At 61.3% G+C, this 15,724-nt stretch carries 9 protein-coding genes; all 9 read right to left on the minus strand.

Annotation, left to right across the window (positions count from 1 at the left end; all coding sequences use genetic code 11):
• Positions 1–68 precede the first annotated feature (68 nt).
• Positions 69–2,216, minus strand: coding sequence for an elongation factor G (gene fusA / locus HAD_RS00005; RefSeq protein ID WP_035568475.1), 2,148 nt, complete (start codon positions 2,214–2,216; stop codon positions 69–71).
• Positions 2,217–2,306: 90 nt separating this feature from the next.
• The gene (gene rpsG / locus HAD_RS00010) at positions 2,307–2,777 is read right to left on the minus strand and encodes a 30S ribosomal protein S7 (protein WP_035568476.1); all 471 of its coding nucleotides are present in this window, start codon (positions 2,775–2,777) and stop codon (positions 2,307–2,309) included.
• A gap of 11 nt (positions 2,778–2,788) precedes the next feature.
• The gene (gene rpsL, locus HAD_RS00015) at positions 2,789–3,160 is read right to left on the minus strand and encodes a 30S ribosomal protein S12 (protein WP_034765685.1); all 372 of its coding nucleotides are present in this window, start codon (positions 3,158–3,160) and stop codon (positions 2,789–2,791) included.
• 229 nt (positions 3,161–3,389) lie between these two features.
• Positions 3,390–3,596, minus strand: coding sequence for a hypothetical protein (locus HAD_RS00020; RefSeq protein WP_035568477.1), 207 nt, complete (start codon positions 3,594–3,596; stop codon positions 3,390–3,392).
• 91 nt (positions 3,597–3,687) lie between these two features.
• Positions 3,688–7,908, minus strand: coding sequence for a DNA-directed RNA polymerase subunit beta' (gene rpoC, locus HAD_RS00025; protein WP_035568478.1), 4,221 nt, complete (start codon positions 7,906–7,908; stop codon positions 3,688–3,690).
• A 129-nt stretch (positions 7,909–8,037) separates the two neighbouring features.
• The gene (rpoB, locus tag HAD_RS00030) at positions 8,038–12,186 is read right to left on the minus strand and encodes a DNA-directed RNA polymerase subunit beta (RefSeq protein WP_035568480.1); all 4,149 of its coding nucleotides are present in this window, start codon (positions 12,184–12,186) and stop codon (positions 8,038–8,040) included.
• 153 nt (positions 12,187–12,339) lie between these two features.
• A complete protein-coding gene (rplL, locus tag HAD_RS00035) occupies positions 12,340–12,723 on the minus strand; it encodes a 50S ribosomal protein L7/L12 (RefSeq protein WP_035568483.1) in 384 nt (127 codons plus the stop codon).
• A 57-nt stretch (positions 12,724–12,780) separates the two neighbouring features.
• The gene (gene rplJ, locus HAD_RS00040; protein ID WP_035568486.1) at positions 12,781–13,296 is read right to left on the minus strand and encodes a 50S ribosomal protein L10; all 516 of its coding nucleotides are present in this window, start codon (positions 13,294–13,296) and stop codon (positions 12,781–12,783) included.
• A gap of 368 nt (positions 13,297–13,664) precedes the next feature.
• Complete coding sequence (locus HAD_RS00045; protein ID WP_035568489.1) at positions 13,665–15,653, minus strand: winged helix-turn-helix domain-containing protein; 1,989 nt, start codon at positions 15,651–15,653, stop codon at positions 13,665–13,667.
• Positions 15,654–15,724: the final 71 nt, after the last annotated feature.

Genomic DNA, 15,724 nt, shown 5'->3' on the forward strand with positions numbered 1-15,724 from the left:
AAACTTTGCCTTGCCCATCGGGCCTCTCCTTCATTCAAACTGTTGGCCGGAACTCCGGCCGGATTTCTTTAAGAACCAGAAACTTCCGAGATGATCTTCTGAGCTTCCGCACGCGGAACCTCATCATAGTGCGCGAAGAGCATCGTGAACTGTGCCCGGCCCTGGGACATGCCGCGCAGGTCGGACACGTAACCGAACATATTCACCAGCGGCACGAACGCCTTGATCGCCACGGCATTGCCGCGCGGCTCCGAGCCCTGGATCTGGCCACGGCGGGAGTTCAGGTCGCCGATGACGTCGCCCATATAGTCTTCCGGCGTCACGACTTCCACGTTCATGATCGGCTCCATCAGGCGCGGATCGCCCTGGCTCTTCAGCTCGCGGAACGCGCCGCGGGAGGCGATTTCGAACGCCAGCACGGACGAGTCGACATCGTGGAAGGCACCGTCGACCAGCTTGGCCTTGAAGTCCGTGACCGGGTAGCCGGCCAGCAGGCCGTTTTCCTTGGCCATTTCGAGGCCCTTCTCGACACCCGGAATGTATTCCTTCGGAACAGACCCGCCGACGATCGTGCTTTCGAACACGAAGCCGGAGCCTGCTTCAAGCGGCTCGAACTGCAGCTTGACGCGCGCGAACTGGCCGGTACCGCCGGACTGTTTCTTGTGCGTGAAGTCGATTTCTGCCGCGCGGCCGAGCTTTTCGCGGTAAGCCACCTGCGGCTGACCGATATTGGCCTCAACCTTGAATTCGCGCTTCAGACGGTCGATCAGGATGTCGAGGTGAAGCTCGCCCATGCCTTTCATGATCGTCTGGCCGGACTCGTGATCGGTCTCGACACGGAAGGACGGATCTTCGGCAGCAAGACGCTGCAGACCAACCGACATCTTCTCCTGGTCAGCCTTCGACTTCGGCTCAACGGCGATCTCGATCACCGGATCCGGGAAGGTCATGGTTTCGAGCACGACCGGCTTGTTCGGATCACACACCGTGTCACCCGTGGTCGTTTCCTTCAGGCCGGCGAGCGCCACGATGTCGCCTGCATAGGCTTCCGTGATCTCGTCCTGCTTGTTGGAGTGCATCATCACCATACGGCCAACGCGTTCACGCTTGCCCTTGGTCGAGTTCATGAAGCTGTCGCCCTTCGACAGCGTACCGGAATAGATCCGCGTAAAGGTCAGCGTGCCCATGTACGGGTCGTTCATGATCTTGAACGCAAGACCGGAGAACGGCTGCGAATCGTCAGCTTTACGCTCGATGTTACGGACTTCTTCCTCATCGCCCGGCATGAAGCCCATGTACGGCGGCACATCCAGCGGACCCGGCAGGAAGTCGATCACAGCGTTCAGCATCGGCTGCACGCCCTTGTTCTTGAACGCCGATCCGGCCAGCACAGGCACGAATGACAGCGAAAGCGTCCCCTTCCGGATCAGCTCACGCAGCTTTGCCTCATCCGGCTCGTTGCCTTCGAGATAGGCTTCCATGGCATCGTCGTCCATCTCGACCGCAGTCTCAATGAGCGTGGAACGCCATTCCTCAGCCAGGTCTTTCAGGCTGTCGCGGATTTCGCGGACTTCCCAGCTGGCGCCGAGATCTTCACCGGCCCAGACCCATTCTTTCATGGTGATCAGGTCGACATGGCCTTCGAGTTCAGTCTCAGAACCGATCGGCAACTGGATCGGCGCAGGCGTCGCGCCCGTGCGTTCCTTGATCATCTTCACGCAGTTGAAGAAGTCAGCGCCGATCTTGTCCATCTTGTTGACGAACACGATGCGCGGAACCTTGTAGCGGTCGGCCTGACGCCAGACCGTTTCGGTCTGCGGCTCAACACCGGCGTTTGCGTCCAGCACGCAGACAGCGCCGTCGAGCACGGCCAGCGAACGCTCAACCTCAATGGTGAAGTCAACGTGTCCGGGTGTGTCGATGATGTTGAAGCGGAATTTCGCTTCGTCTGGCGTATCGCCATAGATGCCGGTCGGGGTCTCGCCGTCTTCGGTCCGGAACCAGAACGTCGTCGTGGCGGCGGAGGTGATCGTGATACCACGCTCCTGCTCCTGCTCCATCCAGTCCATCGTGGCCGCGCCATCGTGAACTTCGCCGATCTTGTGCGACTTACCGGTGTAGTAAAGGATCCGCTCGGTGGTCGTGGTCTTGCCGGCATCAATATGGGCCATGATGCCGAAGTTACGGTAGCGATCCAGCTGGAATTCGCGGGCCATGTTGGTCAACCTTCGTGTCTGCTTTCCGGGAGGAAAATGGTGCGATCTGCGGGCGCGTTACCCGCGACCGCCCCAAAATTCCAGTGCTGATTACCAGCGGTAGTGTGAGAACGCCTTGTTGGCGTCGGCCATGCGGTGCGTATCTTCCCGCTTCTTCACGGCGTTGCCGCGGCCTTGGCTCGCATCCATCAGTTCACCTGCGAGGCGCTCACGCATGGTGTTCTCGTTGCGGCCGGCAGCGGCAGCAGCGAGCCAGCGGATCGCCAGGGCCTGACGGCGTTCTGTACGAACTTCGACCGGAACCTGATAGGTGGCACCACCCACGCGGCGCGAACGGACTTCAACCGCCGGCGCAACTGATTCCAGTGCGTTGTGGAACACTTCCACAGGATCTTTCTTGGCGCGGGATTCGACCAGATCGAAGGCACCATAGACGATGCGTTCGGCGACGGACTTTTTGCCATCGCGCATGATCTGATTCATGAACTTGGTGACGATGATGTCCTTGAATTTCGGATCCGGAAGGACTTCGCGTTTCTCGGCGCGGTGACGACGGGACATGAGCTGACCTCTTACTTCGGCTTCTTGGCGCCGTAATGCGAGCGGCGTTGCTTACGGTTTTTGACGGGTTGGGTGTCGAGTGCACCACGAACAATGTGGTAGCGAACACCTGGAAGGTCTTTCACACGGCCACCGCGGATCAGGACCACAGAGTGCTCCTGCAGATTGTGACCTTCACCCGGGATGTAGCAGAGCGATTCAAACCCCGATGTCAGGCGCACTTTGGCCACTTTCCGGAGAGCCGAGTTCGGCTTCTTCGGCGTCGTGGTATAAACACGGGTGCAAACGCCGCGGCGCTGCGGGCAGGCCTTGAGGGCCGGGGTTTTGGTCCGCGAGCGCTTAGGCGAACGCGGCGAACGAATGAGCTGCTGGATCGTGGGCATTCGGGCCTTCTGTCTCTTTAACTCTGGCCCGATGGGCCGCTAACGTAATGATGCCCCGAATGCCCCCAAAGGGCTTCCGGGACGGGGCGAAAACTTGGGGGTCAGATTGGCCGGATCAGTTCAGATCCGGTGCGGCGAAAGGACTTTCATCCCGGGGCCTCTCTGACAATGCGTGGCGTGTAAGCCTACCGGACGCCTGCGTCAAGGGTCGGAAGCTGTCCCGGAACAGCTAGTTTTCCGTTACGGGACGCTGGTTCTGCCGCTTCAGGCATCGCTCCCGCTCCGGCGAGACCTGACCTGCCTCCCCTGCCGGGGCCGCGCTCAGGATTTCCTCGCACCGCGTAATCGCCCAGCTGTCGAGCGAAAGCCAGGCAATCAGGCCGAGCGCGAGCGCCGCACAGGCCCCGCCAATCAGGTCCGAACGCTCAAACCGCATCGGGCAAATGCCTCCTCCAAAAGCAGAAAAGCCTGCCGAAGCTGGCAGGCTTTTCCATTTGGTTCAAGGGCTTGCGCCCGGATCTTCGAGCCTATTCCTCGACCGGGGCCTTGTCCGGTGCCGGCAGGCTGGTGAGCGTCGCGGCCTCTTCCGCTGCCTTCTGGACAGCAGCCGCACGCTTTGCCTTCAGCTTCTGGTCGCGGTCGGCGGCCACGCGGCGGTACGAGCGGATGCCCGAACCGGTCCCCGCAGGGATCAGGCGGCCAACAATGACGTTCTCCTTGAGGCCTTCCAACGTGTCCACCTTGCCCTGGATAGCGGCTTCGGTGAGGACGCGGGTCGTCTCCTGGAAGGAGGCAGCCGAGATGAAGGACCGGGTCTGCAGCGACGCCTTGGTGATACCAAGCAGAAGCGGCATGCCCTTGGCTTCCTGCTGGTCCTTCTTGCGGGACTTGCGGACAGCTTCATTGGCTTCGTCGAACTCGATGAGATCGACGTGTTCGCCCGTGATGAGGCCGGTGTCGCCCGGATCGGTCACCTCGATCTTCTGCAGCATCTGGCGAACGATCACCTCGATGTGCTTGTCGTTGATCGGCACGCCCTGCAGACGGTAGACCTTCTGCACCTCATCGATGAGGTAATTGGCGAGGGCCTCCACGCCGAGCGTCGACAGGATGTCCTGCGGCGCCGGGTTACCGTCCATCAGATATTCACCACGCTTGATGAAGTCGCCATCCTGGACGGCCAGGTGCTTGCCTTTCGGGACCAGGTAGTCGACCTGCTCTCCACCTTCCTCCATCGGAACGATCGAGACGCGACGCTTGTTCTTGTAGTCGCGGCCGTAGAGGACTTTGCCGTCCACTTCGGCGATGATCGCGTGATCCTTCGGACGGCGCGCTTCGAAGAGTTCGGCAACACGCGGCAGACCACCGGTGATGTCCTTCGTCTTCGCACCACCCGTCGTGACACGAGCAAGCGTATCGCCCGCCTCGATCATGTCGCCATCGACAACCGACAGGATTGCGCCCACGGAGAGGAGGTAAACCGCGTCGGAACCGTTCGGCAGTTTGACGGGGTTGCCGTCCTTGCCGACGATCTGCACCGACGGCTTGATGTCTGCCGACTTGGTGGCCGAGCGCCAGTCGATGATGACGCGCGAGGAGATCCCCGTCGCTTCGTCTGTCTCTTCGCGCACCGACACGCCGTCGATCACGTCAACGAGTTTCACTTCGCCTTTGACTTCCGACACGATCGGCTGGGCAAACGGATCCCAGTCAGCCAGCAACGTGCCCGGCGTAACCTTCTCGGCATCCTTGATCATCAGGCGCGTACCGTACGCCGGACGGAAGGACTGGCGGGTCCGGCCTTCGGCATCGACGATTTCCACCTGCATGCGGCGGCCCACGACGACGATCGTCTTGTCCTTGCGGGTAACGAATTCGCCATCCTTGAACCGGACCGTGCCTTCGAAGCTGGCTTCGACGGACGACTGGTCGGCCACCTGCGCAGCACCACCGATGTGGAACGTCCGCATGGTGAGCTGGGTTCCCGGCTCGCCGATGGACTGGGCGGCAATAACGCCGACCGCTTCGCCGCGGTTGACCGGCGTACCGCGCGCGAGGTCGCGGCCGTAGCACTGGGCACAGATGCCGTTCTTGGTTTCGCACGTCAGCGGCGAACGGACCTTGATCACATCGACACCGGCCTTCTCGATCGCGTCGGCCAGCTCTTCATCGATATAGGTGTTCGCCACGGCAACCAGGTTGCCATCAACGCCCTTCACATCCTCACCCGTGACACGGCCCAGGATACGCTCGCTGATCGACACGACAACGTCGGCGCCTTCCATAACGGCGGAGACCTCGATGCCCTTCTCGGTGCCGCAATCATCTTCGTTGATGATGCAGTCCTGAGCGACGTCAACAAGGCGGCGGGTCAGGTAACCCGAGTTCGCCGTCTTCAGAGCCGTATCGGCCAGACCCTTACGGGCACCGTGCGTCGAGTTGAAGTACTCAAGAACGGTGAGGCCTTCCTTGAAGTTCGAGATGATCGGCGTCTCGATGATTTCACCCGACGGCTTGGCCATCAGGCCACGCATACCGGCGAGCTGTTTCATCTGGTTCTTCGAACCACGTGCACCGGAGTCGGCCATCATGAAGATCGAGTTGACCTGGGCCTTACGAACGCCCTTGGCGACCTGGTTCTTCGAGGCCGAGTCCATCATGGCGTCAGCAACCTTGTCGGTACAGCTCGACCAGGCATCAACCACCTTGTTGTATTTCTCACCGCGCGTGATGAGGCCGTCTGCATACTGACGCTCATACTCGGAGACCTGCTCCTTCGTTGCGGCGACCAGCTTCTGCTTCGCTTCCGGGATGACCATGTCATCCTTGCCGAAGGAGATACCGGCCTTACAGGCTTCCTTGAAGCCGAGTTCCATCATCTTGTCACAGAAGATGACCGTCGCCTTCTGACCACACAGGCGATAGACCTCGTCGATGATCTTGCCGATCATCTTCTTGGTCATCGTCGTGTTCACGAGATCCGGCTGGATGCCTTTCATGCGCGGCAGGATGTTGGCGATCATGTAACGACCCGGGGTCGTATCGATGATCCAGCGACGCGGATTACCTTCCTCGTCGACGCCTTCATACATCGCCTTGATCTTGGAGTGCAGCGTGACGAAGCCATAATCGAGCGCCTGCTCGATCTCAGCGAGCTCGGAGAACACCATGCCCTCGCCTGCCTGCTCGTCCTGGTCCAGCGACAGATAGTAGAGGCCGAGAACGATGTCCTGAGACGGAACGATGATCGGCTTGCCGTTGGCTGGCGAGAGGATGTTGTTCGTCGACATCATCAGCACGCGGGCTTCCAGCTGGGCCTCAAGGCTCAGCGGCACGTGCACAGCCATCTGGTCGCCGTCGAAGTCGGCGTTGAACGCGGCGCAGACCAGCGGGTGCAGCTGGATGGCCTTGCCTTCGATCAGCTTGGGCTCGAACGCCTGGATGCCGAGACGGTGCAGCGTCGGCGCACGGTTCAGCAGAACCGGGTGCTCGCGGATCACCTCGTCCAGGATATCCCAGACTTCCGGCTTTTCCTTCTCGACCAGTTTCTTGGCCGCCTTGACCGTGCCTGCGAGGCCTTTGGCATCGAGGCGGGCATAGATGAACGGCTTGAACAGCTCCAGCGCCATCTTCTTCGGCAGGCCGCACTCGTGCAGCTTGAGGCTCGGGCCAACCACGATGACCGAACGGCCGGAATAGTCGACGCGCTTGCCGAGCAGGTTCTGGCGGAAGCGACCCTGCTTGCCTTTCAGCATGTCAGAGATCGACTTCAGCGGACGTTTGTTGGTGCCCGTGATCGTCCGGCCGCGGCGGCCGTTGTCGAACAGGGCATCGACCGATTCCTGCAACATCCGTTTTTCGTTCCGGATGATGATATCCGGCGCGCGAAGTTCCATCAGGCGCTTCAGGCGGTTGTTCCGGTTGATCACGCGGCGGTAGAGGTCGTTGAGGTCAGACGTCGCGAAGCGGCCACCGTCCAGCGGCACCAGCGGGCGCAGGTCCGGCGGGATAACCGGGATCACGTTCAGGATCATCCATTCCGGCTTGGCGCGGGACTGGAGGAAGGACTCAACCACTTTCAGGCGCTTGGAGACCTTCTTGGTTTTCAGCTCGGAGGTCGACTCCTTGAGGTCCTCGCGCAGCGTCTCTGCCAGCGTCGGCAGATCGAGCGACATCAGAATCTCGCGGATGGCCTCAGCACCGATCATGGCGGTGAAGGCGTCCTCGCCCAGATTGTCCTGGGCATCCATGTACTCTTCTTCCGTCAGGAGCTGCTTCGGCTCCAGTTCGGTGAGGCCCGGCTCGATCACGATATAGCTCTCGAAGTAGAGCACGCGCTCGACGTCCTTCAGTGCCATGTCGAGCAGCGAAGAAATCCGGGACGGAAGGGATTTGAGGAACCAGATGTGGGCAACCGGCGCTGCCAGGTCGATGTGGCCCATGCGCTCGCGCCGAACGCGCGCCAGCGTCACTTCCACACCGCACTTCTCGCAGGTGATGCCGCGATACTTGATGCGTTTGTACTTGCCGCAAAGACACTCATAGTCTTTCTGAGGGCCGAAGATCCGCGAACAGAACAGACCGTCGCGCTCCGGCTTGAAAGTACGATAGTTGATGGTTTCGGGCTTCTTGATCTCGCCCGAGGACCACGACCGGATCTTTTCAGGGCTCGCAATCGAGATGCGAATAGCCTCGAAAGTCGGGGCCGGTGTATTGGGGTTGAAGATACTGGCGACGTCCTGGCGCATTCGGGTCTGCTCCTTGGGTGGGCTTTTTTCCGGGGGCTTGAGGGCCCCTGCCCTGGGTAAAATCTCGTTCGGCTCGGAAGGTCCCGCCAGGCCGGTGGCCCGGCGGGGTCTTCCAGTCAGGTCTTCACGCTACTCGGCGGGCACCGTCTCGCTGTCTGCGGCGGCCTCGTCTTCTCTGGTCCCGCCGCCCTCTTCGATGAGTTCGACGTTGAGGCCCAGCGACCGCATTTCCTTGACGAGCACGTTGAAGGATTCCGGGATACCGGCCTCGAACGTGTCATCGCCGCGGACGATGGCCTCGTAGACCTTCGCACGGCCGGCCGTGTCGTCAGACTTCACGGTCAGCATTTCCTGCAGCGTATAGGCGGCACCATAGGCTTCCAGAGCCCAGACTTCCATCTCACCGAAGCGCTGGCCACCGAACTGGGCCTTACCGCCCAGCGGCTGCTGCGTGACGAGCGAGTACGGACCGGTCGAGCGGGCGTGGATCTTCTCGTCGACCAGGTGGTGCAGTTTGAGAAGATACTTGTAGCCCACAGTGACCGGGCGGCTGAACGCCTCACCGGTGCGGCCGTCATACATGCGAACCTGACCCGACGTATCGAGACCGGCACGCTCCAGCAGGCCGTTGATGTCGCTTTCGCGGGCACCATCGAAGACCGGCGTTGCGATCGGCACACCATTGCGCAGGTTTCCGGCGAGTTCGATGATCTCGGCATCGGTCTCCGGCATTTCCTGTTCCTTGCCATACGCCGTTTCCAGCGCAACTTTCAGCGCCTTGACGTCGTTGTTCTGGTGGAACTCGTCGACGGCATTGTCGATGATCCGGCCAAGACCGCGGCAGGCCCAGCCTGTGTGCGTCTCGAGGATCTGACCGACGTTCATACGCGACGGAACGCCCAGCGGGTTCAGCACGATGTCGACCGGCGTACCATCTTCCAGGAACGGCATGTCTTCCAGCGGGTTGATCTTGGAGATAACCCCCTTGTTCCCGTGACGGCCGGCCATCTTGTCGCCCGGCTGCAGCTTGCGCTTCACAGCCAGGAAGACCTTCACGACCTTCATCACGCCCGGAGGCAGATCGTCGCCGCGCTGCACTTTTTCGACCTTGTCGTTGAAGCGCGCTTCCAGCTCGCGGATCGAGGAATCGAACTGTTCCTGCATCGCGTCGAGCTCAGACTGTGCCTTCTCGGACTTGAGGGCGATATCCCACCATTGCTTGTGGGTCAGTTCCCCCATGGCTTCGGCAGTGATGCGACCCGGCTCAAAGCCTTTCGGACCGGCAGCAGCGTCCTTGCCGACCAGGAATTCCTCAAGGCGGCCGTAGATGTTCCGCTCAAGGATGGCCTGTTCGTCTTCCTTGTCTTCCTGCAGCTTCTCGATCTGCTCGCGCTCGATCTGAAGGGCACGCTGGTCCTTGTCGATGCCGTGGCGGTTGAAGATGCGGACATCAACGACCGTACCGGCATCGCCCGGAGGCACGCGCAGCGAGGTGTCACGGACATCGGAGGCTTTCTCACCGAAGATGGCGCGGAGGAGTTTTTCTTCCGGCGTCATCGGGCTCTCGCCTTTCGGCGTAACCTTGCCGACGAGAATGTCGCCCGCCTTCACTTCGGCGCCCACCGCCACGATACCGGCTTCGTCGAGGTTCCGCAGGGCTTCCTCACCGACGTTCGGAATGTCGCGGGTAATCTCTTCCGGGCCGAGTTTCGTGTCACGGGCAGCGACTTCGAATTCCTCGATGTGGATCGAGGTGAAGACGTCGTCACGCACGATGCGCTCGGAGATCAGGATGGAGTCTTCGAAGTTGTAGCCGTTCCACGGCATGAACGCGACGAGCACGTTACGGCCGAGCGCCAGCTCACCCAGATCCGTGGACGGACCGTCGGCGATGATGTCGTTCTTGGAAACCACATCGCCCACTCTCACGATCGGACGCTGGTTGATGCAGGAGTTCTGGTTCGAACGGCGGAACTTCGCGAGACGGTAGATATCGACGCCGGAATTACCTTGGTCGATCTCGTCCGTTGCGCGGACCACGATGCGAAGCGCGTCAACCTGCTCGACCACCCCTGCCCGGCGGGCAACGATGGCAGCGCGGGAGTCGCGTGCCACGACCGCTTCCATGCCGGTGCCGACGAACGGCGCTTCCGACTGTACGAGCGGCACAGCCTGACGCTGCATGTTCGATCCCATAAGGGCGCGGTTGGCGTCGTCGTTTTCGAGGTACGGGATCAGCGCCGCAGCGACCGAAACAACCTGCTTCGGCGAGACGTCCATGTACTGGATGTCGTCCTTCGGAACCATGGTCGCTTCACCCGCCACACGGGCGTTGACGAATTCATTGGCCAGCTCGCCCTTGTCGTTCACTTCGGCATTGGCCTGAGCGATCGAGTAGATGCTTTCTTCCATGGCCGAGAGGTAGACGACTTCGTCGGTCTGCTTGCCCTGCACAACTTTGCGGTACGGGCTTTCGATGAAGCCGTACTTGTTGACGCGGGCATGGGTCGCCAGCGAGTTGATCAGACCGATGTTCGGGCCTTCCGGCGTTTCAATCGGGCAGATACGGCCATAGTGGGTCGGGTGCACGTCGCGCACTTCGAAGCCGGCACGTTCGCGGGTCAGACCGCCCGGGCCGAGCGCCGACAGGCGGCGCTTGTGGGTGATCTCGGACAGCGGGTTCGTCTGGTCCATGAACTGCGACAGCTGCGAGGAGCCGAAGAATTCACGCACGGACGCCACGACCGGCTTCGCGTTGATCAGGTCATGCGGCATGACCGTGTCGATATCGACCGAGCCCATCCGCTCCTTGATCGCACGCTCCATGCGCACGAGGCCGATGCGGTAGTTGTTTTCCATCAGCTCGCCGACGGAACGGACGCGGCGGTTGCCGAGGTTGTCGATGTCGTCGACTTCGCCCTTGCCGTCTTTCAGGTCGAGGATGACCTTCATGACGCCGATGATGTCGTCATGACGCAGAACGCGCATGTCGTCGGCAGCGGACTCATAGCCCTTCACGGCCACGCCGAGGCGCATGTTCATTTTCACCCGGCCGACGGCCGAGAGGTCATAACGCTCCGGATCAAAGAAGAGCTGGCCGAACAGGGCGTCTGCAGCTTCCTGGGTCGGCGGCTCGCCCGGGCGCATCACACGGTAGATGTCGGACAGGGCTTCGAAACGGGTTTCGTTCTTGTCGGCTTTCAGCGTGTTGCGCAGCCACGGGCCGCGGCCCGAACCATCAATGTCGAGCACTTCGATCGACTTGAGACCATATTCGCGCATCTCGGCGATGATCTCTTCTTCCATGACATCGCCGGCCTCGCCGAAGATCTCACCGGTTTCGAGATTGACGACGTCGCGCGCCAGGAACTTGCCGACGAGGGCTTCGGACGGCACGAGGATCTCATCCGTGCCACCTTCAGCGATGCGGCGTGCCTTGAGGGCGGTAATTTTCTTGCCGGCTTCGGCAATCACCTTCTTGGACTTGGCGTCGATCAGGTCGAATTCCGGCTTCACGCCTTTCCAGGCGTCGGCACGGAAGCCGGTGATCCAGCCCTTCTTGTCCATCCGGTAGATGGAGTGGGTGTAGAACAGGTCGAGGATCGACTCGGTGTCGTAACCGAGCGCGTACAGCATGGTCGTCGCCGGCAGCTTGCGCTTACGGTCGATCCGGATGTTCAGGACGTCCTTGGCGTCGAACTCAAAGTCGAGCCAGGAGCCGCGGTATGGAATGATACGGGCTGCGAACAGCAGCTTGCCGGATGCGTGGGTCTTGCCCTTGTCGTGGTCGAAGAACACGCCCGGCGAGCGGTGCATCTGCGAGACGATCACACGCTCGGTGCCGTTGACGACGAACGTCCCCTTCTCGGTCATCAGCGGGATGTCGCCGAGATAGCATTCCTGCTCTTTGACTTCCTTGACCGAACGGGCGCCGGTGTCTTCATCGACATCGAAGACCACGAGCTGCAGACGGACCTTCAGGGGTGCCTGGAAGGTCAGGTCGCGCTGCATGCATTCTTCAACGTCGAACTTCGGCTGTTCGAATTCGTAGGAGACATATTCGAGCGTCGCGCGCTCTGAAAAGTCGGTGATCGGGAACACGGACTTGAAAACACCGCCCAGGCCATCATCCGTCCGCTGTTGCGACGGCGTGTGCATCTGAAGGAAGTGCTCGTAAGATTCGCGCTGAACCTCGATCAGGTTTGGCATTTCGATGGCTTCGGGAATGCGCCCGAAGGATTTGCGGATACGTTTCTTTTCCGTGAAGGAGAGTGCCATCCCAGGATCCCAATTTTGTCGTCGCGGCCACCTCGGCCACAACCTTATCGCCAGAACGCGAGTTCGCGGCGGCCCCAAAAAGGAACCGCCGCGCAGGTCTCTGAAAGGATAGCGCCTCGCGCGAACGCCACCCGAATGTGAAGCGGCCGGAGCTTACTTGAGCTCGACTTTGGCGCCGGCTGCTTCGAACTTCTTCTGGATCTCTTCGGCTTCTGCCTTCGGAGCGCCTTCCTTGATCGGCTTCGGTGCGCCTTCCACGAGCTCTTTGGCTTCTTTCAGGCCGAGCGACGGAACGATTTCGCGGACAAGTTTGATCACTTCGATCTTCTTGCCGCCAGCTTCCGTCAGGATGACGTCGAATTCGTTTTTCTCTTCAGCAGCGGCTGCGCCGCCTGCATCGCCACCGGCGACAGCTGCGACTGCGACCGGAGCAGCGGCCGACACGCCCCATTTCTCTTCGAGAAGGGTTGCGAGCTCAGCGGCTTCGAGAACGGTGAGGGCCGAGAGGTCTTCGGCAATTTTTTCAAGGTCTGCCATTTTGGTAATTCCTGTTTGGTTCGGTTGATTGGGTCTTCAGTTTCCGGAAACGATGGATCAGGCCGCGTCTTTGTTGGCGTAGGCCGATACCACACGAGCGAGTTGGCCAGCCGGAGCCTGCAGGACGCCTGCAACTTTCGTTGCCGGAGCCTGGATGAGGCCAACGAGCTTGCCACGAAGCTGGTCGAGCGACGGGAGTTTCGCCAGAGCTTCGACACCTTTGGCGTCGAGGACCTGGTCGCCCATCACTGCGCCGATGATCACGAGTTTCGAATTTTCCTTCGAGAACTCGTCAGCTGCTTTCGCCGCCGACACCGGGTCAGGTGAAAAGGCGATGGCAACGGGGCCCTGGAACATGTCCTTGGCTTCGTCGCCGCCCTTACCGTCAAGCGCAATCTGCGCCAGGGTATTCTTGACCACCTTCAACTGCGCGCCGTCCTTGCGGAGCATGCCACGCAGCTTCGTCATTTCCGCAACAGACAGACCGGTATAGTGGGTCACAACGACCGCACCGGACTCTTCGAAAACCCCTTTCAGGGATTCCAGAGCCGCACTTTTTCCAGCTTTATCCATAGCGGGTCTCCATTGAGGCGCCCGGACCATCCGGCCGCCCTGGTAATCGCCTTCCGGCCGGTTGGCCTTCCAGCGCCTGCCCAGGGATTGGCCGCTTGCCCCGGTAAGCCAAAAACAGGTAAGCCCTGTTTTTCCGAACCGAATCAACGCCTCACCCCGTCTGCATAGGTGGCCCAAAAGCCGTTATCGCGTATAAATACGTGACCCATGGTCTAGGACAGGAAAACGGGAGGCCGCCGAATGCATATCGGAGAACTCCCGTCAAGAGCGGGGTGTTAACGCTTTATCCCCAAGCCTGCAACCCCCCTTAGTGAGAAAAAGTCAACCCCGGACTTTACCGGACCACCCCTCACCCGAGCCACTCAGCGTCAGAAGCACTCGAAGTCCTGCTCACCGGCCGGGCGGCACCTGTCCGGCCAGCCGAACTCACGCCAGTAAGGCGGCAGCCGGATCTCCGTCATCAGGCTGGCAAACCCGGGCAGTCTGCGCATGTCGGCATAGGCCGGGCCCCAGATCCGCATCAGCCGCAGGCGCGTCCCTTCCAGCTCGTGCCGCCAGATGCGTAAGGCCAACTCCGGATCGTCCAGCTGCGCCGCAATCGCCGCAAGGATTTCAAATCGGTTCGGATGCGCCCCTGCCCCCGCCTCGAACAGGGTCTCCACCACTTCAAGCGCCTCGGCCCGATCGGGCAATGCCGCGATGACCGGCGCCAGCAGGTTCCTCAGTGACGGGTCGGCGGCGACCAGCCGCTCGCAAAGCGCGGTCAGGCTTTCCAGCGTCTGCGGCCGCTGCATCTCGATTGTCCAGGCATAGGCATCCCAGCCGCCCGGCGGCATTTGCAGCGTCCAGTAATGCTCCAGCGATGCCTCGGCTGCTTCGTGCCGTCCCAGCAGGGCGTAGGCCATGGCCAGCGTTGCGGCGCGGTCAGGGTTCAGCGGGTCAGCCGACTGCCCCCGCTGGGCAATGCTGAGCGCTTCCTCAACCCGGCCGGCACGCATCAGGAAGATGGTCTGGTCATGCAAAATGCGAAGATTGGGCGACCGGTCCAGCGCGGCCCGGTTATCCCGGCCTGCCTCCAGCCAATTGTCGTCCAGCGCCTGGAAATTCGCCCGGGCCGTATAGGCCTGCGCCAGGTCCGGATTGAGCCTGACGGCGTCTTCCGCCATCGCCTGACCCTCCGCCAGAAAGGCCTGCGCCTCTTCCGGCGTCGATGCGCTCCACGCCTGCGCCCCGGTATTCATGGCCAGCGCCACCCGGGCCGCCCCATAGTCGGGGTCAATCTCCACCGCCTTGTGGAGCAGTGCGAGCAATTCACTGCGGTCGCCCATGCCGAAGACATCCGCCTCGCGGGCGCTGAGGAAATAATTATACGCCTCCAGGCTGTCGGTGTCCGAGCCGAGAAGCCGGTTCGGCTCCTGGACGTGCAGCGAAATGCTGAGCGCACCGGCCACGTCGGTGGCGATATCCTTCTGCAGATCGAACAGGCTCTGGGCGCTGAGCAGCCGGTCATAGCCATGCGACCAGACCTGATACCCGCTGCTGGTGTCGATCAGCTCCGCCGAAACCTTGATCCGGTCATTGTCCGACCGGATGCTGCCGGTCAGGACGTGGGAGACCCTGAGCTTCCTGCCAAGCGCCTGCGGATCAAGATCCTCCGCCGCGCCGACAGATGGCGGGGCCCGGCCCGCAATCTTCAGCTCGTCCAGCTGGGTCAGGAGGGTCCGGATCTCTTCGGACAAGCCGCGCGAGAAATAATCCTGCTCGGCATTCCCGCTCAGATTCTCGAACGGCAGGACGGCAATCGACTTGTCAGGCACCGCCACGGTGGAACTCGACGAACGGCCAATCATGACCCCTGTCCACAGCATGATGATCGCCAGAACGACAAGGGCCGACACATAACGGATGGGACTGATTTCCGTGTCGCGGCGCCAGGGCTCCCGCACGAAGGGGGCGACCGGTTCTTCCGGGGCCGCCGTCACCGCCGACGCATCCGGCACGGCCACTTCACCAATTTCGGCCGCCAGCCGGTATCCGCGCTTCGGGATGGTCTCAATAACCGAATGGAGATCCTTGTCGGTGTTCAGCACGCTTCTCAGGAGAGAGATCGCCCGCGTCAGGCTCTCATCGGCGCCATGCTCGACGCCCCAGACCTCGTCGATCAACTCCTGGCGGGAGATCACCTCTCCCGGACGGTCGGCCAGCGCGCAGAGCACTTCCATCACCTTCGGCTCCAGCCGGTGGCGTTCCGTTTCGTCCGAAATACAATTCTGGTCAGGCTCGACCAACAGGGCGCCGATGCGGAAATTGGACCGCTCCCGCTCTGCCTCCGTGCCTGATCCGAACGTGTCTGCCATCTTGGTTGCCGCTGCCTGACGTCGCTTCCGGGGTGAGAATATCCCAACAGGACCGGAATGTCCGAAGCAAT

The organism is Hyphomonas adhaerens MHS-3 (genome assembly GCF_000685235.1).
In the GTDB taxonomy this organism is placed as follows: Bacteria; Pseudomonadota; Alphaproteobacteria; order Caulobacterales; family Hyphomonadaceae; genus Hyphomonas; species Hyphomonas adhaerens.